Raw genomic sequence first — 22,238 nt, forward strand, 5'->3', positions numbered from 1 at the left:
GTTGTACATATGAATTCTCTACAGAAAGAAGGACACTTATTGTGGAAAACTCAGTAAAATATAAAAAATTCATTTTACCAATTGTTGTTGGTTTACTGATTTGGGCTTTAACCCCTCTTAAGCCTGACTCATTAGATACACAAGCTTGGTATATGTTTGCGATATTTGTCGCTACGATTATCGCATGTATCACTCAACCTATGCCAATTGGTGCAGTATCAATCATTGGTTTTACATTAACTGTATTAGTTGGCGTAGTCGATATTAAGACGGCTGTGCAAGGCTTTGGGAATACGAGTATATGGCTGATTGCGATGGCTTTCTTCATTTCTAGAGGTTTTGTCAAAACTGGGTTAGGTCGTCGAATTGCACTACAATTCGTAAAATTATTTGGTAAAAAGACGCTTGGTCTAGCATATTCACTTGTAGGTGTTGATTTAATATTAGCTCCGGCAACTCCAAGTAATACTGCTCGTGCTGGTGGCATCATGTTCCCTATTATTAAATCCCTTTCAGAATCATTTGGCTCAACACCAAAAGATGGCACAGAAAGAAAAATGGGTGCTTTCCTGATTTTCACTGAATTCCAAGGAAATCTGATTACTGCTGCAATGTTCTTAACCGCAATGGCTGGGAATCCTCTTGCACAAAACTTAGCTGAAAAAACTGCTCATGTACATATAACATGGATGAATTGGTTTTTAGCAGCACTTGTTCCTGGATTAGTTTCACTCATTGTAGTGCCATTTATTATTTATAAAATGTACCCACCTACAGTCAAAGAAACACCAAATGCTAAAAATTGGGCAGAAAACGAACTAGCAAAAATGGGTTCAGTTTCTCTTGCTGAAAAATTTATGGCAGCTATCTTTGTCATTGCATTAGTGTTATGGATGATAGGAAGTTTTATTAATTTAGATGCTACATTAACAGCATTTATTGCTTTAGGCTTACTTTTACTTACAGGTGTCTTAACTTGGAAAGATGTATTAAATGAAACAGGGGCATGGAATACATTGGTTTGGTTCTCAGTACTTGTATTAATGGCTGATCAATTAAACCAACTTGGATTCATCCCATGGTTAAGTAAAGTAATTGCTCAAAGTTTACATGGCTTAAGTTGGCCAATTGTTATTGTGTTATTAATACTGTTCTTCTTCTACTCACATTATTTATTCGCAAGTTCAACTGCACATGTGAGTGCAATGTATGCAGCATTATTAGGTGTTGCCGTAGCAGCCGGAGCACCACCATTATTCAGTGCATTGATTCTTGGTTTCTTCGGTAACTTAATGGCTTCAACAACACATTATAGTAGTGGTCCTGCACCAATTCTTTTCGGTTCTGGTTACATTACACAAAAACGTTGGTGGACAATGAACATCGTATTAGGCTTTGTTTACTTCATTATATGGATTGGTTTAGGTTCATTATGGATGAAAGTTTTAGGTATATTTTAATCCTTTAAAATAAAGAAAAGTCATCACCTTACTCACTCGAAATAGTGTTAAGGTGATGACTTTTTATTTATTAATTGGTCTTCTTTTCATTTTTAAATATTGAGAGATACTATATAAAATAATACCTATCCATATAAAGACAAATGTAATGAGTTGATGAACATCAAATGGTTCATTAAACAAGAATATGCCTAGAACAAACATAATCGTTGGTCCAACATATTGTATAAATCCTGTTAAAGATAATGGGATACGTTTAGCTCCCGCAGAAAATAAAATTAAAGGGATTGCTGTAATGGCACCTGAAAACAGTAACCAGAATGAAGACATATTCATACCAAACGTTAATTGATGTTGTTGCCATAAATAACCTACATAAATTAGTCCTGCAGGTGCAGTAACAATACACTCTACCGCAATACTACTAATCGCATCGATATGAACAACCTTTTTAAGTAGTCCATAAATACCAAATGAGAATGCTAACATGAGTGAAACAACTGGAAATTCTCCAACTTTCAATGTCATATAAAGTACGCCGATAAATGCGAATAAAATGGCTAGCCATTCAAATTTATTGAATCTCTCTTTTAAGAAAATCAATGCTAATAAAATACTCACTAACGGATTAATGTAATAGCCTAAACTAGACTGTAATACGTGGCCGTTTGTAACTGCCCATATAAATGTACCCCAGTTAACTGTAATAACATAGCCAGCAACAATAATTGCTAAAAGTTGTATCGGATGTGATACTAACTGATTCACATCTCTCATAAAGGACTGTCTTTGATGCTTTCCTACAATCAAAATTAAAACCATGAATATTGCAGAAAAGATAATTCTAAAAGCTAAAATTTCAAACGCACCGATTTGATCAATCAATTCCCAATAAATCGGTAAAATTCCCCATAATACATATGCGCCTAACGCGAAAAATATCCCTTTTTTATATTCGTTACTCATCAAAGTCCTCCCTTCACTCTTTTAAATAGTAATAATATCAGTCTACTAATAATCACCTAGAAAAAACAATAGTTTGTTTATATTAAAAAGCAGCGTGTATGAATATCATACACGCTACTCAAATATCATATTAAATTTACCCTGTACTTTAAATTTAACCAAAGAATAAATCAACGATATCCATTTTATTATTTTTAGTGTCTTTATAAAATTCAGTGTAACCACAGTTTTTACAAGTAATCGTTTTAAAATTATTATGCTGTAAATCAAATACTTTAGATAGACCTGAGCCTGTCGCAGAGAGTGTCCCTTCTTCTACTTCAGTATGACCACATTTAACACAACCATTTTGTTCAGCCATTTCTCATCTCTCCTTTATTTAAAATGTTTATCAATATTACAATACCTAACTCAATAGTTAGCTAAACGTATAGTCATAGATATCATTTAATATGCACGATATTTAAAAAATTAATAAATTATATGTATTTTCTCCATAACAGTTTTGTTATACGAATTAATTTTTCTTTTCGGTTATCAAGAATCAGAGTATGATTAATTAGCATATTTATTGGAAAGAGGGTATTATTTTGAAATTCATGAATCGACAATCATTAAGTTGGTTGCCATACATAAGTATTGTTATTGCACTTCATATCATTGGGTTTAGCTTTTTGTGGTTTGCTGGTAAAGACCACCATATTTTATTTGGCATGGGAATATTGGCATATACATTAGGTTTGCGTCATGCATTTGATGCTGATCACATTGCAGCAATTGATAATACAGTTAGAAAGTTAATTCAACAGAAACGTGATTCAGTAGGTGTTGGATTTTACTTCTCAATTGGACATTCAACTGTTGTATTTTTAATGGCAGTTTTACTAGGTATTTCCGTAAAATGGGCTAAAAGCGAGCTACCACATTTCCAAGAGATTGGTGGCACAATTGGTACTTTAGTATCAGGATTTTTCCTAGTTTTAATTGGCGTATTAAACCTTATAATTCTAGTGTCTTTAGTTCAACTGTTTATGAAATTGCGAAAACAAAAAGGAGTTAATGACGAAGAAATCAATGATTTATTAGAATCTCGAGGATTTATTACAAGATTTGTTGGTCCTTATTTTAAAGTCATTAGTCGAAGTTGGCATGTATTACCATTAGGATTTTTATTTGGTTTAGGCTTTGATACTGCTAGTGAGATTGCATTACTTGCTCTATCATCAGGTGCTTCTCAACAAGCTATTTCATTTATTGGTATTTTGTCATTACCGATTTTATTTGCAGCAGGAATGAGTTTATTAGACACATTAGACGGTGTCGTTATGAAATCAGCGTATAATTGGGCATTTTTCAATCCTATTCGTAAAATTTATTACAATATTACGATTACGACTATTTCAGTAATTGCTGCCTTAATCATTGGTTTAATCGAATTATTACAAATAATGGCTGACAAATTTAAATTATCTGGAGGCTTCTGGTCATTTATTGAATCTATACAATTTGATTATTTAGGCTATATTTTAGTCGCATTATTCTTAATCACATGGTTAATTTCTACATTGATTTGGAAATTTGGTAAAGTTGAACAACGTTGGTCTTAAATCTTTGCGATTCTATCAATAACAAAGTAAACTAAGTTCAATTAAAAAATAGAAACTTGGGGTATTTATTCATGAATCAAAAAGTAGCATTAATTACTGGCGCATCAACTGGATTAGGATTTGAAACATCTATTTTATTAGCTAAAAATGGTTATAAAGTATATGCAACAATGCGTAATCTTGAAAAGCAAGAGGATTTAATTAACAAAGCACAAGAATTAAACTTAGATATATATACTAAACATTTAGATGTCACTAATGTAGACAATATTAATCGAGTTGTGAATGATATTGTTGAAACTGAAGGTCGCATTGATATTCTTGTAAATAATGCAGGTGCAGGTTTTGTCAAAACAACTGAACTCGCTACTGATGAAGAAATTATGTGGCAAGTGAATTTAAATTTAATGGGTGTTATTCGTATGACTAAAGCAGTATTACCTACTATGAGAAGTCAAAGAGATGGTCGTATTATTAACATTTCTTCTGTAGGTGGTTTAGTTGGGCAACCGTTTAATGAAATATACTGTGCAACGAAGTTTGGTGTAGAAGGATACACTGAATCTATGGCGAGTTATGTTCAACCTAAATTTAATATTAAGTTTACCGTTATTGAACCTGGTGGCATTCAATCAGAGTTCACGAATAATGTGATGTCACAACTTCAGTCTACGGGTGGTCTTAAAGACGACGAATACAAACCAATTCTTGATAAATATTTAGGTGGTTTGAAGGAAAATTACGGAACAGGATCTTCTCAAACATCTGAAGAGGTTGCAGAAGTTATCCTTAAAACATTAGAAATGAATGAGCCACCTATTCGTACACGTACTTCAGAATGGTCAGAAACATTTACTCAATTAAAAACAAAAGTCGATCCAGATGGTAAAGAACAACAACAACGTGTTGTTAAATTACTTGGGAAATAAAAAACAGAGAGGCTAGGACATATATCCAAAATAATAGCACTAAGATAATTTATTTTAATCATCTTAGTGCTTTCTTTATATCCAATACTTCGTATTGTATGGCTTCGCATTCCTAGGGTACAGTTTCAGCCAGAAATGCTACACAGATAAATCTGTGAGAATTTCTAAGGTCTTCAACTAGTACTGTTCCCTCAGGAGTCTTGCCATAAATACTACGTATTTGTACATAATTTTATATTAAAATACTAAAAAATAATGAAAAGGATAATTTCTATATTACTTCAATAGAAATTATCTTTTTTCACTTGTCTAAGAACTTTATCTTTCGGTTACTCTTTTTCTTCGTCTTAATTAAAATAAGTTATATTTTGCCATGCTATCTACAGCTTCTAGTACTGCATCTTCTTGTGAACCAATCGGACGCCAACCAAGAATAGATTTTGCTTGTTCATTACTTATATTTCTATTCATATTTAATAGTAATTTACCCTCTTTAGCTTCTTTATTGAAATAAGCACCAATATTAATTGCAAAGTTAGGTAAAGTTTTAGTTGATACCTTTTCTGAAAGTTCAGGACGTTTATTTTTCACTAATTTAGCTATTTCTGCTAAGGTAATTTGACCATCTGCAGAAGCAATAAATCGTTTACCATTAGCATCATCTGATTTCATTGCTAGAACGTGTAAACGAGCAACATCTCTGACATCAACTACATTTAAAGGCACATTTGGCACACGTTTCATTGATCCATTCATAATGTTTTTAATCATATCAAAGCTACCAGATACATGAGAATCCAATGATTTTCCTAACACAGCAACTGGATTAATTGTCGCAAATTCAATTTTGTTGTCTTTATTATTAACAAAATCCCAAGCTGCTTTTTCAGCTAATAGTTTTGATTTTTCATAAGCAGAAAGACCTGGTTCATCTTGATTTGTCCAATTTTCTTCAGTTGTAATAGTTGATTTATCTTTATTACTGAATCCTACTGCACCAAAGTTAGAAGTCATAACTACTTTTTTGACATTTTCCTTTTCAGCAGCTCTTAAGATACGTTGAATACCTTCTATCGCTGGTCGAATGACTTCACTTTCATCTTCAGGAATTTCGAAAAATACTGGAGAAGCAACACTTAATACGTATTTACATCCGCGCATTACTTCATTCCAATGTTCATCTTTAGAAAGATCTGCTTCAGCAAATTCTAATTTATCAGTATTGATATGGTTATTTTGCAATGTTTTGATTACTTGTTGTTTTTTATCTAATTTACGTACAGTTGTACGTACTTCATAGCCGTCTTTTAATAATTCAGAAATGATACGCATACCTAAAAATCCAGTACCGCCTGTTACTAATACTTTATCATTCATAATTTAACCTCCTCAGGTTATCCATTTGAGATTTTAGTATAACAGTTTAAAAATCTATCAACTAACTAATTATATGTTAAATACCTAAATATCAATATTTTTATTTTTTCTCATCATCTAAACTTATACTTCATTCTAAAAAATGGTATCTTTAAGAAATAAAGGTGATGGAACTAATGTTTAAAAGGAGGTTAAGTATGTATGTTCTTAGCTTGGAATGAAATTAAAAGAAATAAACTCAAATTCAGCTTAATTATCGGGATTCTAGTACTCATAAGTTATTTATTATTCTTACTATCTGGCTTAGCTAACGGTTTAATTAAGATGAATACAGAAGGCATTGAAAAGTGGCATGCAAATGCCATTATTTTGAACAAAGATGCTAATCAAACTGTTGAACAATCAGTATTTGATTGTTCTAAAATAAGTAATGAATTTAATGAAGCAACACCATTAAAACAACAAGGCGTTATTGTTTCAAATGATAATAAAGAAGAAAATGCTTTACTCTTTGGTGTTACTTCAGATTCATTTTTAATACCCAAATTAGTTGATGGTAATAAAGTTAATAAAACAAATGAGGTAATCATAGATCAAACGCTTAAAGATAAAGGTTTTAAAATTGGTGATACATTGTCATTATCCCAATCAGATGAAAAATTAAAAGTTGTTGGTGTCTCAGAAAGTGCGAAATATAATGCATCTCCTGTTATTTTTTCCAACAACAAAACTATAGAAAAGATTAATCCAGCTTTATCTAAAAATCAAACAAATGCCGTTGTAGTTAAAGATAAAAATTGGAAAAATCATAAGTTAGATAGTGAACTTGAAGGGGTTTCAATTGATCAATTTATTGAAAATCTACCGGGTTATAAAGCTCAAAATATGACACTTAATTTTATGATTTCTTTCTTATTTGTGATTTCAGCAACTGTGATTGGCGTCTTTTTATATGTTATGACGCTTCAAAAAACGCAGTTATTTGGCGTATTAAAAGCACAAGGGTTTACGAATGGATATTTGGCAAAGATGGTGCTTGCTCAAACATTTATATTATCACTCATTGGTACTGCAATTGGACTCGTACTCACACTATTAACGAGTACTATTTTACCAGATGCTGTTCCTATACAATTTAATATGGGTACGTTATTAATTTTTGGCTTAGTACTTATCATTATTTCATTATTAGGAAGTCTATTTTCAGTATTATCTATTAGAAAAATCGACCCACTAAAAGCAATTGGATAGAAAGGAGTGTGTGCTATGTTAGAGTTCAAAGGCGTTACAAAGTCCTTCAAAGATGGTAATCATATTATTGAAGCAGTTAAACCGACTGATTTGAAATTTAACCAAGGTGAATTAATCGCAATTGTTGGGCCATCTGGTTCTGGTAAGAGTACATTTTTAACTATGGCTGGCGCGTTACAAACACCAACATCTGGTGAGATATGGATTAACGGTGACAATATTACTAAATTAAAGCAAAAAGCATTATCACGAATCAGAATTAAAGAAATTGGATTTATTTTACAATCGACTAATTTAGTACCTTTTTTAACGGTAAAGCAGCAATTTCAGTTATTAAAAAAATATAAAAGAGACACACTTAATAAAGAAGAATACCAAACATTGTTGGAACAATTGGGATTAGTTGAAATAGAAAATCAATTGCCGAGCGAAATATCAGGTGGACAAAAACAACGTGTTGCTATAGCTAAAGCGATATTTACAGACCCATCACTCATTTTAGCTGATGAGCCAACCGCTTCACTCGATACAGATAACGCTATGGCCGTCATGAAAATATTAGAAAACCAAACAAAACAACGAAACAAAACATGTATCATCGTTACACACGACGAACGTCTCACACAATTTTGCGATAAAGTTTATCATATGAAAGACGGCGTGTTAAAAGAGCAATGATTTAAATAAACCTGTTCCCAACAAATTGAAGTTGAGAACAGGTTTTATATATGGGATGATGATATGGATAAGGAGGGCTTACAATGCGTTACATCAGTTCTAAACATATCCCTACTGAAGAATTACAAAAATTATACAATGATGCCGGTTGGTTCAACTATACTTACGATTTAAATAAACTTAACCAAGCTTTTAGTCATTCACTATATGTGTTATCAGTGTGGGATGACACTGAACTTATAGGATTAATTCGACTAGTTGGTGACGGTATTTCAATCGTATTGATTCAAGATTTACTTGTTAAAACTAAATATCAAAATCAAGGTATTGGTTCTAGCCTGATAGATAAAGTATTAAAACGCTATAAAGATGTTATGCAAATAGTCTGTCTTACTGACAATCAAGAAAATACCAAATCATTTTATAAAAAACGGGGATTATCCCATGTTTCAAATTATAATGTTGTAGCTATGGCAGAAATCAAGCCTCATATTTAGGCAATTGAATAGTGATAGTGAATTCATTATTTAGATAATTGGCAGATATATTGCCCTGTTGTATTTCAACTAATCTTTTCACCATATATAAACCTAATCCTGTACTACCGTTATGTCTACTAAAATCAAGGGTGTGTGATCTTTTGAAAATATTAGTTTGTTCACCAATATTGAAAGACTCATCCGTGTCATTACTTATATCTATTTGAATCGTATTTTGTGCATCATAAACCTCGATTTTTACGTACGATTTACCATATTTAAGTATATTTGATATTAAATTAGTTGATATTCTTTCTAAACATACGTTATCTGCCTTTACGAAATAAGGATGACTTTCTTTAAATATTACATCGATAGATTGACTTTCAAATTGACTGAAATAAGTTAAAAATTGCTCTTTCAATAATTCATTAATATTGATTTCTTTTATATCTAAACTATAATCACCAGAATTTAATTTAGTCATTTCGTGAAATAAATTTATCATGGCAATAAGATTATTAGTTTTATTACTTATTATATTTAAATACTTCTTAATGTCTTCTTGTGAATCGGTATCTTGTAATAAATTAGTATACCCTTTGATGGCAGTTAATGGCGTTCTTAAATCATGAGAAATATTAGTAATTTCTTGATTTAACAGTAATTCATGTTGCTTATATGTAGTCACTTCATTTCTCATTGATGTCAAACTCTCATTAATTTCTTTTATGAGTTTCACAGAATCTTTATGATGCGTATTAGTTCGTACAGTTTGATTTGAAGTGATATGCTTTTTTAAATATTTTAACTGTTTTGTGAGCTGTGAAACATCATACTTTAACAATATATATTTATAAATGATGATGATAAGCGCTACAGCCAATATTATATTAATAATCATCTTCTTACATCCTTAATTTAATCTGTAAATTCTTTATTTTTATAAAATAAATAACCGATTGTTAAAAAAACTAATCCCAGTATTAAGCCGATTATCCAATAATGCATACCCAATTCAACAGACTCATTCACATAGTTTTTGAAATTAGTGTCTAATAGTTCTGTAGGAGAATTGTTATAAATAACATCGAATTTATCACTTGCAATAGTTAATAATTCTATAAACATTGAAGATTGATAGTAAAAAATACTTATAATAATAATAACAATCGCTAAGTTAACACGAAAACTATTTATTGCGTGCGCCAATGCAAGACCACCAAATACTACAGGTGCCATATTTATTAAAGACAACAAATAATTTGTTAGTGCTGTTTGATCATATTCAAAGAAAGCAATCCCTAATATTACAGTTACTATAGCACTAATGATCGTTAAAATAAGAAAAGTAATGATATAAACAACGAACTTTCCCCAATAAATTGATGAAACAGAAGTATCAAAAGAGATTGAAATCTTATTTAATGCTTTGTTCTGTTTACTATTTACTAACATATTCATAGAGGCACCAATAACCATAATAAGCAAACCAGCTGTAACGACGTTAACATAGAAAAATTTAGCATTTCCGTATGGGAAAGTAGGTTCAATTTTATCAAAATAAAATAAAATCACTGCTGCTAAAAGCATAAGTAAATTACAAACAATGATATAAATATAGATACCTTTGCTATGGAATACTCTATATAATTCACTTTTAATGTAATTAATCATTATCACTTCCCCCTTTGCTTAAGAAATAATCTTCTAAGTTTGTTGTTTCCATCTTAAACTCTTCAACTGCAACATCATTGTTAAGTAATAATTTATTAATATAACTACTTTCTACACGAGAGGGATCAATAGCAATTGTTTTATTATGTAGTACCTTATATTTAATATTATCGATATTCTGTTCTAATATTCGTACAGCATCATCAGGACTATCAACTTTTACTATAAGTTGTTGCTTACCTTTGTTAAGCAACTGTTCTTTACTAATATCTTCTATAATCTTTCCATCTTCTATAAATACAAATCTATAGGCAAGTTGTTGTAATTCATTCAGAATATGGCTAGAAATTAATATTGTAATCCCTTGTTCTTTGTTTAATTTTAAAATCAAATCACGAAATTCTTTAATACCTTCAGCGTCTAATCCATTAATGGGTTCATCTAACACTAACAAGTCAGGACCAGTTAACAACACTAATGCTATACCTAGTCTTTGTTTCATACCCAATGAATATTGTCTTATCTTTTTAGTAACGTTCTTTAAACCTACTTGTGCCAATATATTTTCTATTTTTTCTTTATTCGTTACACCTCGTTGAATACTGAAATAATGTAAATTTTGATATGCATTAAAATTCGGAATAAAGTCAGGTGTTTCAATCATAAATCCTATTCGTTTTCTTCCTTGGCTATTAACTTTATTTCCATCTATGTTAAATAGCTTAATACACCCACCTGTAGGATGTATTTGATTTGCTAATAATTTGAATAAAGTCGATTTCCCTGCACCATTTTTACCAATAATCGCACAGATATCTCCCTCATAAAGTTTAAAATCAGTCGGGTATAATCCATAGTTATGTTTAAACTTTTTAGAAAGTTGATTTACTTCTATAACTGGATTCATGCACTCATCTCCTTCGCTATTTCTAAAATTAATATAACGAAATATGTCTTAAATTCCTTTAAGCAAAATATAAAGAAATCATAAAGATTTTATATGAGCATAAATCCTATTCCCCATACGGTTTGAATATATATATCATTTGTATATTGCGAAATTTTCTTTCTAATATTTGATATATGTACATTAATTGTATTATCGTCTCCTAAATATATCCCTTGTATAGCTTCGTATATTTGTTGTTTTGAAAATGCTTTTTCTGGATAACTCATTAACAATTTCAAAATTTCAAATTCAGAATTAGTAAGGTTGATTTCTATATTTTTATAAAATACTTGATATTTGGATGAATCGAGTGTTAAATCTTTCCATTTTAAATTTTCTTTTTTAGGAGTGTTTTCTAAATTCCTTAATTGTACAGAAACTCTTGCTGAGACTTCTTTAGCATCAAAAGGTTTAGTCATATAATCATCTGCGCCTAACTCTAACATTTTCACTTTTTCATCAACATCTGTTTTGGCTGATATTACAATCACTTTGCTATTTGTTTTTTCTTTAATAGAAGGCAATAAATCTTCGCCGCTCATTTCTGGAAGCATTAAATCTAAAATAACTAAATCATAGTCTTTATTTTGAATTGTTTGTAATGCCTCACTACCAGAATAGTTAATCGTTGTATGTATATCCATTTTTGTAAGAGTTAAAGATAAAATATGAGCTATATCAATATCGTCCTCAATTATTAATGCTGTATGTTTCATATCATTTCTCCTAACTATGTCATTTGATTAAAACATCATCATTGAAAATTTTTAGTAAGAACTACTTTTCAAAATCAACTATATAATAACATTAAAAAGTCTAGAGTTTCCCCTAGACCTTAATTTAATACTCGTTGATATTTTTCTTTTGCTTTTTGGAATAAATAATATTAATAACCAACCAAATTAATTGTACAATTAAAAATGGAAGTAACATAAATACACCTAAAATAGCTATGTTAATTAATTTTAATTGCACTGTTTGAACTGCTCCAGAGGCATCGATTTCTCTCATACATAAAAATGCTGATGCACCCGCAAAAAGAATAAGTTCAAATACTAATACTACCCACCATAGTATCCAGGACAATCTCATTAAATAGTCACTCCTTATAAAAGGTATACTGTATATAAACAATAATATTATAAATATTGTATTTTTACAAAAATCAATAATAATATAAGTGATATACTAAAAATGATTATTAATCCTATTCAATTTAAATTGTAGTTATAACAGGTTTTTGTTTTTATAAAATAGGTAATATTAAAATTAACGTTATATAGTAAATCAGGTGAATAAATGAAGAAAATATTAGCGATGAGTACAATTATTTTAGTTTTACTTGTTAGTTGTTTCTTAATTTATAATCATAATGTAAAACAACATTATGTCGATGCTCAGAAGAAACGAATTGAATTGTTCTTTCAAAAAAATTTAAAAGAATATCATTCACTTAAAATTACTGGTACTGAGAAAAATCCAATGGGAGATTATATTATTAGAGGATATGTTAATAACAATAAAAAATTGGAATTTGAAGTTATGATGAGTTCAGATACTGATTATCAGTTTGAAGATACAATAACCTCTTCGAAAGAATTGGATACTTTATATAAAGACCATAAACATAAAAAGATTTTCCCTAATCAAATTATTAAAGAAAAGCACCTTGATAAAAAAAAACTACGAAGCCAAACCACCAATGTTTTTTGCACTCTAATTCTTTAAATAGATTGATTGAAAATATTTGGAGAATCTCTATATTTAACTACACAGTTCATAATGATATTATAAGTTTAATGCTTATCGTTCGTTAAATATCCAAAAATCAATGGATTGTGAGGTTTTAATTATGTGGCGTAATTTAGAGATAATTGCTTGTACTATTGTATTTTTATTAGCATTATTTATGATTGTCTGGAACATATTTACTGGTTTTAGTATATCTGTTTCTCTACCAATGATTATCATAGCTTTAATTAGTATTTATTATTTGATTAGAGAATTAAAAGCTAAAAATGAAGAAAATTGATGTTAATATATTGGATTGTGAATTGTAGTTTTTTCTAACTACAATTCTTTTTTTATATACATAAAGAGTTTTTTGCTACAATCTACTTTTCACAATTCATTTTATAAATAAAATCAATAATTTTGTGATATTATTTTTATAATAAGTGACATAGTAAGGGGTGGTCATGTGAGAAGAGAGGAATTGAAACCTTTTCGGAATAAATCAGTGGTTGTTACTGGTAGGCTTGAATATATTGGATACAAAAATAAATTAGATCGTGATTTACCATATAAACGAAATGTACGAATTTTACTTAAAGATGTTCAAATTAATGGCATTTCAATAGATCATTTATGGCTTTTCGAGCGTCAAAAGTATTTTAAAATTGGTTTTTCACTTCTCTATAAAAGAGTAAAATTCAGAGCTATTGTTGTGCCCTATTTAAAACTTGGTGAACGGTTTTATATCGAAGATTATGGCATTCAAAGAAAAAGTTCACTCATGACAGAAGAAGAATATAATGAAAATAAACCATTCAAAAGATAATCAATCGATATACATAAATAATGCGCATGCTATCATAGTACATAACGTACAATCTGATACATGCGCATGTTGTTATTATTTCACATTCAACCCACGATATCGGTTTAATGTTCCTATAAGTTCTTGTTTACGAGGTAATGCTAAATTACCTGGATGACCTTGATGATGTGATATTGCTTCTAGACCTTTATGTTCAATAAGTTGATACACATCATCAACAATATCATTGATTATTTTGTTATTATCTAATTCATGTTGTTGGATATAATCGATCATCATCGCGAGTGTGTTAGTCTGACTATCATCTACTAATTGTTCTAAGCCATTAATATCAATCGTTTCTTTTCCATACATAACTGCATGTTGTCCTTTAGCTTTAAGTCGACTATCTTTTCCTTTTTTATTAAAACTATTTTTAAGAGGTATACGAGACGGAATTTCACCAAATGTCTTATGAGAAGTATCTTCACGTTCATATCCTGCTGTTTGAACAATTTCCTTAGCTTCTTGAGTCACATCTTTCAATACATATTCATCCATCATTAATACTTGATCAGCAACTTCAAAGTAATCACCAGAACCTCCAACGATTAAAATTGTTGAAACATCATAATCATCATACAGAGGTTTCACTCGATTTGAAAATGGGGTAATCGGTTCTTTCTCAGATGCAATTAACTTCTGCATACGTCCATCGCGAATCATAAAATTCGTTGCCGATGTATCTTCATCAATTAATAATACTTTAGTACGTGCTTCTAATGCTTCCATTACATTGGTCGCTTGTGATGTACTACCACTTGCATTATCAGTTGAAAATTGACTAGTATCTTTCTTACCAGGTAAGTGATCAATAAATGGTCGAATATTCACTTTTTCTACACTTCTACCGTCTTCAGCACGTATTTTCATCGCACTATTATTTGTAATTACATACTCACGACCATCGCCATTGATATGATCATAAACACCTCGTTCGAGTGCTTGTAATAAGGTAGATTTACCATGATAGCCGCCACCAACGATTAAAGTAATACCTTTTGGAATTCCCATACCTACAACAGGCTTACCATATGGTACCTCCATTGTTATTTCACATGATTTTGGACTGGTAAATGCAATAGCTTGAGACATCGGCCAATCTGATACGCCATTTTTTCTAGGTAATATGGAATCATTAGCGACAAATGCGATTAAGTTTTGTTGATCTAGTTGTTGTCTAATATATGTTTGATTGAGTTTCAATTCAATTTGGTGTTTTAAAGCTTGTTGATCCATATGTTGGTATTTGAGCGCTTGATCAACGACTTGTGGTAACACTTGAGTCGTTGTTGATGCTGCAGCTTTCCCTAAAATTTTACGTCCTGTAGCAGGTAGACCTACCTCTAGACGTACCTCTATGACGTCATCATTAATAACTACAGATGTGCGTTGAAGCATCTCTTGACCACAACGATCGATAAAGATTTTATGTTGTCCTTTTGCTTTTGATAATATGCTTTTTAATTTTCGAGCTACATTTCTAGTTAAAAAGTCAGCAACTGCAATACGTTTATCTTTTGTATCTAAAAAGTAATCGGGTATGCCAACTACTTTTCTATCTATAATTAGTCTCATTTTTGAAGGCGGCGCAAAAGGGTCTACTTGGACATGGTCGATAGCTAATCGAAAGTCATCAAATTGATACATCCCTTTTGTACGTTTATAAGCACCATATTTTTGTCCATCTATTTGAATTAACATCTTTTTTAATTCTTGTGCTTGTTTCATTAATCATTCTCCTTAAGAACATGACATCTATCTGTAAACATTACCCGTTTAGCATTTTCAATTAAACGTTCAATCATCAATATAAAAAGCCATTTTTAGCTAATCTAAACTAAATGACCCTTAATCAAACTACATTAATACGTAAATTAAAAATCACTTTGCTATAAACTATAACAAAGTAATTTCTTTAATTAATTTTTAGTTATATGTAGGTTGATAACTTATACTATCTGAAAATTTAACTGTTTCCTTTTGATTGCGTATAAATTCAAACTCAATTGTTTTTACGTCACCAGATTCACCACTTAAATCACCAGAACCTTTTAATATTAATTTAGGTGCTTTATTTGTAGGAATATCATAAGTATCTCTTAATTTCTTAACATTACTGTTCCGATTTGTTAAATGATATTGTAATGAATAATTTGGTACTTCAGGATTAATCTCTATATTTCCATTTTTTAATTTTGATAAGTTTTTAAAATTCCCATATTGAGAAAAGAGTTTAAATTTTTTTATTTTTCTTTCTAAATTCTTATTATCTACTTTTTCGCTTAAATGAATTTTATTATTTTTAAGCTCTACAGGATATGTTTTTTCACTTTCATCATCTTCATAACTGTCAGGATTATTTTTATACCTATTTATAAAATAATAACCTTTTGTTTCTTTTTTATTTCTATTCACTTTCAATAGCATACCCTCTGATATTAAATCTTCATTTTTTCCTTGTGTTGCCATAGATGATTGTAGAATCCATTCACCTTTATCATCTTTATCAAATTCTTCATCTCGATATCCTTCTTTGTCATATAGGTCTTCTAAATTTTTGATTGGATACATGTTCAACGTTTTCGCAAAGCTATCTTTGATTTCATTTTCTTTTTTGAGTTTCCATGAATAATAAATCCCAACTATAATGAGGACAATTGCTAAAGGTATAATGATGACTAACAACCATTTTTTTGATATATTCATTTCTTCACATCTTTCTATAATGATAGTTTTTATCTATTAACAGTTACTATTAATTCGTCACTATAATCAAACTTATAATTTTAGCCCTTCGTCCTTAATGTCATTAATTAAAACAGCTAAATAAAAGAAAGATCTCCCTACTAATATATGTATACACATTAAAAAGATACACCCTACCCAAATGACTCTACCTTCTTCAGAATCTGCCGGAGCTATTATTGATACATAAATTAATCCAATTAAACTAGCTATAACTATTAAAATACCTATCAATTTTAAGAATGTATTTTGTTGATTTCCAAATATCTCAAATTCAGAATAACAAAATAAAAACAAACCTAGTAAAGAAATAAAGATAATAGCACCCAATAATAGCCAGTACTCAAACACACTATCCTTACTACCAGAATAAAAAAATACATATGCAGAACTCATCAAATAAGGAACATTATATCCTGCTAATATATTGATGATAAAATAAATAATTATTCTAGATTTATAGTTATATCTATTAAAATTCGCGAAAATTTTTCCTTTTTCTTGTAAATATAAAAGTAACCACAATATTAATGAAATCATTAAGTAAACCTTCATATAAGTAGGAATATGTCCAGCAATTCCTACAACTTTATACATAAACAAATAAAACCCAAAGATAATAAAGTTAACTAATGCAAAACCAATTAAATATGAATTTTTTATGTTATTAATACTTAGAACTTGTAAGTTATCTTTACACATTATTATCTTTCTCCTAATTTAATATAGATTTTTCCATTTTTCCCTACTAGTAATCTGAGTTCAATCTACTATCTCAATAATGCGTATTAGAACAGTTATCTAATGACTATAAAAGCACTCTTTCATTCAATTGATAAATCTAAATCATTACTACTATGTACTTATTAAATCTAATAACTCGAACCTAATATAGTTAAAATTCAAATCAATATTACAATAGAAACAAAAATCCATACTGTTACAACCATAGGTATTAACGATTTAAAAAAGAAAATACCAAATTGTTTCTTTCTATATAAATCTAATATAAGCCAAATTAAAATGATAATAATTCCTATAGGTATAAAAATGGAAACCGTTGATAAACTATCTTCTTTTAAATCTGGAGTAATATAAATTTTAGTAAATACCAAAAGTAAAATAGCTACTGCACCATAATATTTTGACTTAGTTCGTGAAGTTTGTATGTCTAGCTTTTGATATTCTAAGTCTTCCTCTTCTTCTTGTAATTTTTTCCCTACCAAATATTTCACTAATTTAGGTTTAATCCAAAAATTTTTCACAGCATAATACATATAAATATATGATCCAATGAGCGTAAATGCTATGTAATTGCTCAAATCATTACCAGACAATTTCCTTCCGATAATATAAACTATTATTAACATTACAATTATAATAATATCTAGAATCACTGATAAAATCGAAATTCCTTCAGACTTCAATAAAGCATCGAATAGAACTAGATAAAATATAATAAACAATCCAATTAATACAAAATATACCAAGTTCCCAGCTCCTTAATCTTTTTCGAATATACTTCTTTGATTAGGTAAATATACTACATGTATGTTATGAATCGATTTGATAGATAATTGTTGAACACTTTTTTCTCTACTATTCTTCTCATTTTTCCTCTCCTTCAGTTTACTTTGATATCTTTATAATCAGCTTTATGTTCTTTAACATATGTTTCTGCGTCGAAGTTCTTCTTATAATAAATTTTGTCATCTTTAAACACATAAGGGATAAAAAACAGGTTACCACTATTTTTGAATGCTTTATAACCTATTATAATAAGTTTTCCATCATCATATACATAGGAATTCACTTTATCTTTATCAAATTCTGGTATAAATTCATCCTCCTTTTTAACCATTTCTTTATGTGTTTCTTGCTGAATTTCCATAATTTTATTTATTTTACTTTGATATTTGTTTTCCTCTTGATTATCACTACAACCACTATTCAATATACTTATCAATATAACTAAAACACCTAAAATAATTTTTTTCATTATCTTCTCCTTAAAAATCATATTTTTAAATTAATTGTACTAGGCAAATTGAAATTATATTTACAAAAAACAATAGAAAACTCGCTATTATATGTACTGAAATGAAAAACTTTAGATATTTATGTTTAATATATTTTAATGAAAAAGATAATATAAAACTGCCCAAGACAACAATTGCTGATGCAATAGGCGTCCAATATGGAAATAATCCCCAAACAAAAACAATCAACATACTACATACAGTTATCAGTATTACGAAACTGCTCATTATTGTTGATAGAATAGCAATAAGCATTAATATCTTCCGCTTAGTGATTCTTTTCATTTTGTTCACCTTCCGATTGTATTTTTCTTAAGGCATCATTAACAGAATTGGTATTTCTTTCTTTTAATATCTCCTTTACAGATTTTAAATTTCTATTTACTTTCTTCTTTTTTAGATTACCGTTTAAAATATAATCTTCTCCATTAAATTTTGGATTATAGTTACCACATTCAGCATCATAGCTTAATTCTTTATTTTTATCTCCATTAATACGGACGATAATATTGTAACTTCCTAGCGGTGAATCACTATTGCTCTTATATACTGTTGTGCTATTAATATTTTTAAAATTATATTTTAAAAACAATTCAATCCGTTTTTCTTCTTTTTGAATATATTGATGCTGAAAATATAAATGAGTACATAATGCACCTATAAAAATGATAATTTCAACGAGAATCAAAATAGCAAATATTCTCAGTATTAATGCGAACCTTTTCATATTTATCCCCCTGAAGTAATACCTCATAATTAGATATTCCCAAAATTTTTAAACCATTCTAGCAATCAACTAAAGTCATTAATCTCATTAAATGATTCCCTTAATGAACGATCCTTTTATTCTATAAACTTTATCAAGCAATGACTCAATTTCATTAACCAAAATTGAATTTAATACTATTAGATACACTGTTTTTAAATTTAAAATAAAAATAATTATAATTTAAAATATAACTGATTATTTTAGTTTTATTCATTCAGGCTATCAATATATTTTAACGTAAATATTTTTAAAATAAAGTATTACTTTAGTAACAATTAAATGCTATACTAATTACCATAAATATTCGTTATTTTATTATTCATTTAATATTAATAAGTGAATATTTTCATTACATACTATTATTTTATAATATTGGGAGGTTTAATTATGAAAAAATTACTAGCGTTACTATTTGCGTCAGTATTAGTATTAGCCGCATGTGGTGGTAAGGATGATTCTTCTAAAGATTCATCAAGTAACGATTCTTCTAACAAATCATCAGAAAGTAAAAAGGATTCAAGTGATACAGATTCTGTAAAAGTTGATTCTTCTTCAGATGATAAAAAGAAATCTGATTCTTCTTTCAAAGATGATAAATTATCAAGTAAAAACTTTGATGTTGAAATTTTAGACACTCAAATTGTCGATGCAAGCAAATATGCAGACGATGATAAACCAAATATTGCTATTGTTTATGGTGTTAAAAAGAAAACTGACAAAGAAGATGTAACAGCATCATCAGCATTTGATATGAGTTTTGAAGCATATCAAGATTCTAAAGATGTTAAGAGAGAATTAAAAACTGGGGACGCTTACGATAGCGAATTAGATAGAAAATACGGTGAAAACGGTACTGATGAAATTAATAAAGGCGGTAAAGTTAAAGCTGTTAAGTTCTATAAATTAAAAGATACAAAAACACCTGTGACATTACAAGTTAAAGATCCAGATGACTACAGCAATGATAACCTTGCTAAAAAAGAAATCAAGTTAAAATAATACCAGTAAAGTGACTGAATAAATTGCTCGCAATTATTTGGTCACTTTTGCTAAATATAGCTATTTTTAATTGGGATAACGTACATTTTGGGAGGATATACAATGTCGAAAAAATTAAAAATCATTTTACCCATAGTAATTGGACTATTACTAGTACTAGGAATTGCTTGGGGTGTTTATGCTTTTATTACGAATACACCAAAAAATTCATATTTATTAAGCGAAAAGAAAACCGCTAAGAACTTAGATTCATATATTAATGATCGTTTCAAAAATGAAATGAAATTCCAAGAAAAATATAATGATAATTCTTTCTTATCTAAATTTGAAGTTACTGCAGATGCACCTAAAGATTACATAGAAGACTTAGGTTTGCCCAAATCCGTAGTCGATGGTTCAAAAATTAAAGGTACTGTCGGACACGATCCAGAAATTAAAAAGAGTATCGTCAATATAGCACCTACTCTAGTTGATGAAGAAATTGGTAAGTTTCAAGCTAGTGCAGATGATAAAAATCAATATTATGAATCACCTTTCTTCAAAGGTGTTTATAGTGTTAAAAATAATGAAATCATTGATACTTTAGCTGAAATACAAGGAACAGACGCTTCTAAACTGAAAGAACAAGGTTATTCAAATGTAAACTTCAATTTGAATAATCAACTTGGTGTTCTACATACTCGTCAAGACGATATCGATAAAGTAACAAAACGGTATACTGATTTAATCACTGATAAATTAGATGATGATGATTTCAAAAAAGGTGATAAAGAAAAAGTGAAAATTGATGGGGAAACTAAGAAAATCAAACCAGTTACTTTATCAATTAGTAGAGAAAAAGCTAAGAAGATAACAGTAGCAGTTTTGAAAAAAGCAAAAGATGATAAAGAGTTATTGAGACTTTCAAATATGAATGAAAAAGAATACAACAAATCAATTAAAGATGCTTTGAAAGATGCTAAAGACGCACAAGATAAAGATTTCCCTAAAATTAAATCAACTATCTATCAGGAAAAACATCAAATTCTCAAACGTGATATCACAATTACTGATTCCGATGATAAAAAGATGAACATCAAAGGTACAAATAAAATTGATGATAACCTAAAAGTGAATTATAAAGTAACAGGAAATGATAATTCATTTGAAATTAAAGGCTCTTCTAAAAAGAAAGATGATAAGTACAAAGATCAATATACATTAACTAGTAGCATCGATTATGACCGCTATTCACTCGATATCGATAACAAAGAGACTCAAAATGACTCAAAACGTAAAGATGCTGGTACATTAACGATTGATGATGGTACAGATAATTATGATATCGACTATGAAAACAACTTAGACACAGACGCGAAGAACAACCAACAAAAACAAAAGTTAAATGTTGAATTCAAGCTAGATGGCGAACCAATTAATATTATTATTAATGCCAATACTAAACTTAAAGAAAAAATTAAGTTCAATACTGACGGTGCAAAAGACTTCAACGCATTATCTAAAAAAGACAAAGAAAAATTAAGTAAAGAAATGGAGAAAAAAGGTAAGGATACATTTAAAAAAGTAGAAAAAAAATTGGATGACTAATTTCAATTATTTTTGTGTATTTAATGTATTTTTAAATATGTTGGCTAATCGCCCCCTATCCATGTAAATATTCAAGGACAAATCAGCAAGCATAAGGGGTGGGACAGCTGTCCTACCCTCTTTA

General features: G+C 29.3%; 25 protein-coding genes. 11 read left to right on the forward strand and 14 right to left on the reverse strand.

Annotated features, from left to right (window positions below; genetic code table 11):
- Positions 1 to 41: 41 nt before the first annotated feature.
- Entirely contained in the window at positions 42 to 1,460 is a 1,419-nt protein-coding gene (locus tag GVY01_RS10615; protein WP_017637302.1) for an anion permease, read from the forward strand.
- A 63-nt stretch (positions 1,461 to 1,523) separates the two neighbouring features.
- Here the strand turns inward: GVY01_RS10615 and rarD are convergent, their stop codons facing one another.
- Positions 1,524 to 2,426: an EamA family transporter RarD gene (rarD, locus tag GVY01_RS10620; protein WP_017637303.1), complete on the reverse strand. Its 903-nt coding sequence runs from the start codon at positions 2,424 to 2,426 to the stop codon at positions 1,524 to 1,526.
- A gap of 154 nt (positions 2,427 to 2,580) precedes the next feature.
- Positions 2,581 to 2,787, reverse strand: a complete 207-nt coding sequence (locus GVY01_RS10625; protein WP_017637304.1) for a zinc ribbon domain-containing protein — start codon at positions 2,785 to 2,787, stop codon at positions 2,581 to 2,583.
- 238 nt (positions 2,788 to 3,025) lie between these two features.
- Between GVY01_RS10625 and GVY01_RS10630 the strand changes: the two genes are divergently transcribed.
- Both GVY01_RS10630 and GVY01_RS10635 read left to right on the forward strand, forming a co-directional pair.
- Positions 3,026 to 4,033 carry a HoxN/HupN/NixA family nickel/cobalt transporter gene (locus GVY01_RS10630; protein ID WP_037536337.1) on the forward strand — a complete coding sequence of 336 codons (1,008 nt, stop codon included), beginning with the start codon at positions 3,026 to 3,028 and terminating at the stop codon, positions 4,031 to 4,033.
- Positions 4,034 to 4,104: 71 nt separating this feature from the next.
- The gene (locus GVY01_RS10635; protein ID WP_017637306.1) at positions 4,105 to 4,962 is read left to right on the forward strand and encodes an SDR family oxidoreductase; all 858 of its coding nucleotides are present in this window, start codon (positions 4,105 to 4,107) and stop codon (positions 4,960 to 4,962) included.
- Positions 4,963 to 5,313: 351 nt separating this feature from the next.
- On the opposite strand, the gene GVY01_RS10640 is transcribed toward GVY01_RS10635, so the two are convergent.
- The gene (locus GVY01_RS10640) at positions 5,314 to 6,339 is read right to left on the reverse strand and encodes an SDR family oxidoreductase (RefSeq protein WP_017637307.1); all 1,026 of its coding nucleotides are present in this window, start codon (positions 6,337 to 6,339) and stop codon (positions 5,314 to 5,316) included.
- A gap of 201 nt (positions 6,340 to 6,540) precedes the next feature.
- Here GVY01_RS10640 and GVY01_RS10645 point away from each other — a divergent pair, with 201 nt between their 5' ends.
- From GVY01_RS10645 to GVY01_RS10655, 3 genes are all read left to right on the forward strand, one after another.
- Entirely contained in the window at positions 6,541 to 7,590 is a 1,050-nt protein-coding gene (locus GVY01_RS10645; RefSeq protein ID WP_017637308.1) for an ABC transporter permease, read from the forward strand.
- A 15-nt stretch (positions 7,591 to 7,605) separates the two neighbouring features.
- Positions 7,606 to 8,268: an ABC transporter ATP-binding protein gene (locus GVY01_RS10650; RefSeq protein ID WP_017637309.1), complete on the forward strand. Its 663-nt coding sequence runs from the start codon at positions 7,606 to 7,608 to the stop codon at positions 8,266 to 8,268.
- An 83-nt stretch (positions 8,269 to 8,351) separates the two neighbouring features.
- A complete protein-coding gene (locus tag GVY01_RS10655) occupies positions 8,352 to 8,765 on the forward strand; it encodes a GNAT family N-acetyltransferase (RefSeq protein ID WP_017637310.1) in 414 nt (137 codons plus the stop codon).
- Here the strand turns inward: GVY01_RS10655 and GVY01_RS10660 are convergent.
- From GVY01_RS10660 to GVY01_RS10680, 5 genes are all read right to left on the reverse strand, one after another.
- The gene (locus GVY01_RS10660; protein ID WP_029056226.1) at positions 8,749 to 9,651 is read right to left on the reverse strand and encodes a sensor histidine kinase; all 903 of its coding nucleotides are present in this window, start codon (positions 9,649 to 9,651) and stop codon (positions 8,749 to 8,751) included. The genes GVY01_RS10655 and GVY01_RS10660 overlap by 17 nt on opposite strands.
- A 17-nt stretch (positions 9,652 to 9,668) precedes the next feature.
- Entirely contained in the window at positions 9,669 to 10,424 is a 756-nt protein-coding gene (locus GVY01_RS10665; RefSeq protein ID WP_029056227.1) for an ABC transporter permease, read from the reverse strand.
- A complete protein-coding gene (locus GVY01_RS10670) occupies positions 10,417 to 11,331 on the reverse strand; it encodes an ABC transporter ATP-binding protein (RefSeq protein ID WP_159333762.1) in 915 nt (304 codons plus the stop codon). The genes GVY01_RS10665 and GVY01_RS10670 overlap by 8 nt, the downstream gene beginning before the upstream one ends.
- 89 nt (positions 11,332 to 11,420) lie before the next feature.
- Positions 11,421 to 12,089 (reverse strand): response regulator transcription factor, encoded by a 669-nt coding sequence (locus tag GVY01_RS10675; RefSeq protein ID WP_017637894.1) that lies wholly within the window; start codon positions 12,087 to 12,089, stop codon positions 11,421 to 11,423.
- A gap of 124 nt (positions 12,090 to 12,213) precedes the next feature.
- Positions 12,214 to 12,465 (reverse strand): DUF3923 family protein, encoded by a 252-nt coding sequence (locus GVY01_RS10680; protein WP_017637895.1) that lies wholly within the window; start codon positions 12,463 to 12,465, stop codon positions 12,214 to 12,216.
- 207 nt (positions 12,466 to 12,672) lie between these two features.
- Here GVY01_RS10680 and GVY01_RS10685 point away from each other — a divergent pair, with 207 nt between their 5' ends.
- The 3 genes from GVY01_RS10685 to GVY01_RS10695 all read left to right on the forward strand — a co-directional run bounded on the left by GVY01_RS10685 (position 12,673) and on the right by GVY01_RS10695 (position 13,933).
- A complete protein-coding gene (locus tag GVY01_RS10685; protein ID WP_236549874.1) occupies positions 12,673 to 13,101 on the forward strand; it encodes a DUF1433 domain-containing protein in 429 nt (142 codons plus the stop codon).
- A 124-nt stretch (positions 13,102 to 13,225) separates the two neighbouring features.
- Positions 13,226 to 13,405 (forward strand): hypothetical protein, encoded by a 180-nt coding sequence (locus GVY01_RS10690; protein ID WP_017638045.1) that lies wholly within the window; start codon positions 13,226 to 13,228, stop codon positions 13,403 to 13,405.
- Between the two features lie 168 nt (positions 13,406 to 13,573).
- Positions 13,574 to 13,933 carry a hypothetical protein gene (locus tag GVY01_RS10695; RefSeq protein WP_017638046.1) on the forward strand — a complete coding sequence of 120 codons (360 nt, stop codon included), beginning with the start codon at positions 13,574 to 13,576 and terminating at the stop codon, positions 13,931 to 13,933.
- 75 nt (positions 13,934 to 14,008) lie between these two features.
- On the opposite strand, the gene GVY01_RS10700 is transcribed toward GVY01_RS10695, so the two are convergent.
- The 6 genes from GVY01_RS10700 to GVY01_RS10725 all read right to left on the reverse strand — a co-directional run bounded on the left by GVY01_RS10700 (position 14,009) and on the right by GVY01_RS10725 (position 19,486).
- On the reverse strand, positions 14,009 to 15,703 hold the full coding sequence (locus GVY01_RS10700) for an ABC-ATPase domain-containing protein (protein ID WP_017638047.1): 1,695 nt from the start codon (positions 15,701 to 15,703) through the stop codon (positions 14,009 to 14,011).
- A 198-nt stretch (positions 15,704 to 15,901) separates the two neighbouring features.
- Positions 15,902 to 16,681 carry a tandem-type lipoprotein gene (locus GVY01_RS10705; protein WP_108017091.1) on the reverse strand — a complete coding sequence of 260 codons (780 nt, stop codon included), beginning with the start codon at positions 16,679 to 16,681 and terminating at the stop codon, positions 15,902 to 15,904.
- A gap of 72 nt (positions 16,682 to 16,753) precedes the next feature.
- Positions 16,754 to 17,422, reverse strand: a complete 669-nt coding sequence (locus tag GVY01_RS10710; RefSeq protein WP_108168316.1) for a DUF5079 family protein — start codon at positions 17,420 to 17,422, stop codon at positions 16,754 to 16,756.
- 200 nt (positions 17,423 to 17,622) lie between these two features.
- On the reverse strand, positions 17,623 to 18,210 hold the full coding sequence (locus GVY01_RS10715; protein WP_029056233.1) for a DUF5080 family protein: 588 nt from the start codon (positions 18,208 to 18,210) through the stop codon (positions 17,623 to 17,625).
- Positions 18,211 to 18,344: 134 nt separating this feature from the next.
- Positions 18,345 to 18,719 carry a cystatin-like fold lipoprotein gene (locus GVY01_RS10720; protein WP_029056234.1) on the reverse strand — a complete coding sequence of 125 codons (375 nt, stop codon included), beginning with the start codon at positions 18,717 to 18,719 and terminating at the stop codon, positions 18,345 to 18,347.
- 308 nt (positions 18,720 to 19,027) lie between these two features.
- Positions 19,028 to 19,486, reverse strand: coding sequence for a DUF1433 domain-containing protein (locus tag GVY01_RS10725; RefSeq protein WP_029056235.1), 459 nt, complete (start codon positions 19,484 to 19,486; stop codon positions 19,028 to 19,030).
- Positions 19,487 to 19,915: 429 nt separating this feature from the next.
- Here GVY01_RS10725 and GVY01_RS10730 point away from each other — a divergent pair, with 429 nt between their 5' ends.
- Together GVY01_RS10730 and GVY01_RS10735 are read left to right on the forward strand one after the other, a co-directional pair.
- Entirely contained in the window at positions 19,916 to 20,527 is a 612-nt protein-coding gene (locus GVY01_RS10730; protein ID WP_017637611.1) for a DUF5067 domain-containing protein, read from the forward strand.
- 102 nt (positions 20,528 to 20,629) lie between these two features.
- Positions 20,630 to 22,114: a DUF6583 family protein gene (locus GVY01_RS10735; RefSeq protein WP_017637612.1), complete on the forward strand. Its 1,485-nt coding sequence runs from the start codon at positions 20,630 to 20,632 to the stop codon at positions 22,112 to 22,114.
- Positions 22,115 to 22,238: the final 124 nt, after the last annotated feature.

This window comes from Staphylococcus sp. 8AQ (assembly GCF_902506595.1).
GTDB lineage: Bacteria > Bacillota > Bacilli > Staphylococcales > Staphylococcaceae > Staphylococcus > Staphylococcus pasteuri.

What these genes read in the sequence shown, in the direction of transcription:
- GVY01_RS10720 (WP_029056234.1), bottom strand. Translation starts at nt 18,719, where the DNA reads ATGAAAAAAATTATTTTAGGTGTTTTAGTTATATTGATAAGTATATTG.
- rarD (WP_017637303.1), bottom strand. Translation starts at nt 2,426, where the DNA reads ATGAGTAACGAATATAAAAAAGGGATATTTTTCGCGTTAGGCGCATAT.
- GVY01_RS10685 (WP_236549874.1), top strand. Translation starts at nt 12,673, where the DNA reads ATGAAGAAAATATTAGCGATGAGTACAATTATTTTAGTTTTACTTGTT.
- GVY01_RS10690 (WP_017638045.1), top strand. Translation starts at nt 13,226, where the DNA reads ATGTGGCGTAATTTAGAGATAATTGCTTGTACTATTGTATTTTTATTA.
- GVY01_RS10660 (WP_029056226.1), bottom strand. Translation starts at nt 9,651, where the DNA reads ATGATTATTAATATAATATTGGCTGTAGCGCTTATCATCATCATTTAT.
- GVY01_RS10650 (WP_017637309.1), top strand. Translation starts at nt 7,606, where the DNA reads ATGTTAGAGTTCAAAGGCGTTACAAAGTCCTTCAAAGATGGTAATCAT.
- GVY01_RS10725 (WP_029056235.1), bottom strand. Translation starts at nt 19,486, where the DNA reads ATGAAAAGGTTCGCATTAATACTGAGAATATTTGCTATTTTGATTCTC.
- GVY01_RS10730 (WP_017637611.1), top strand. Translation starts at nt 19,916, where the DNA reads ATGAAAAAATTACTAGCGTTACTATTTGCGTCAGTATTAGTATTAGCC.
- GVY01_RS10670 (WP_159333762.1), bottom strand. Translation starts at nt 11,331, where the DNA reads ATGAATCCAGTTATAGAAGTAAATCAACTTTCTAAAAAGTTTAAACAT.
- GVY01_RS10705 (WP_108017091.1), bottom strand. Translation starts at nt 16,681, where the DNA reads ATGAATATATCAAAAAAATGGTTGTTAGTCATCATTATACCTTTAGCA.
- GVY01_RS10630 (WP_037536337.1), top strand. Translation starts at nt 3,026, where the DNA reads ATGAATCGACAATCATTAAGTTGGTTGCCATACATAAGTATTGTTATT.
- GVY01_RS10710 (WP_108168316.1), bottom strand. Translation starts at nt 17,422, where the DNA reads ATGTGTAAAGATAACTTACAAGTTCTAAGTATTAATAACATAAAAAAT.
- GVY01_RS10635 (WP_017637306.1), top strand. Translation starts at nt 4,105, where the DNA reads ATGAATCAAAAAGTAGCATTAATTACTGGCGCATCAACTGGATTAGGA.
- GVY01_RS10680 (WP_017637895.1), bottom strand. Translation starts at nt 12,465, where the DNA reads ATGAGATTGTCCTGGATACTATGGTGGGTAGTATTAGTATTTGAACTT.
- GVY01_RS10700 (WP_017638047.1), bottom strand. Translation starts at nt 15,703, where the DNA reads ATGAAACAAGCACAAGAATTAAAAAAGATGTTAATTCAAATAGATGGA.
- GVY01_RS10645 (WP_017637308.1), top strand. Translation starts at nt 6,541, where the DNA reads ATGTTCTTAGCTTGGAATGAAATTAAAAGAAATAAACTCAAATTCAGC.
- GVY01_RS10655 (WP_017637310.1), top strand. Translation starts at nt 8,352, where the DNA reads ATGCGTTACATCAGTTCTAAACATATCCCTACTGAAGAATTACAAAAA.
- GVY01_RS10735 (WP_017637612.1), top strand. Translation starts at nt 20,630, where the DNA reads ATGTCGAAAAAATTAAAAATCATTTTACCCATAGTAATTGGACTATTA.
- GVY01_RS10640 (WP_017637307.1), bottom strand. Translation starts at nt 6,339, where the DNA reads ATGAATGATAAAGTATTAGTAACAGGCGGTACTGGATTTTTAGGTATG.
- GVY01_RS10625 (WP_017637304.1), bottom strand. Translation starts at nt 2,787, where the DNA reads ATGGCTGAACAAAATGGTTGTGTTAAATGTGGTCATACTGAAGTAGAA.
- GVY01_RS10675 (WP_017637894.1), bottom strand. Translation starts at nt 12,089, where the DNA reads ATGAAACATACAGCATTAATAATTGAGGACGATATTGATATAGCTCAT.
- GVY01_RS10665 (WP_029056227.1), bottom strand. Translation starts at nt 10,424, where the DNA reads ATGATTAATTACATTAAAAGTGAATTATATAGAGTATTCCATAGCAAA.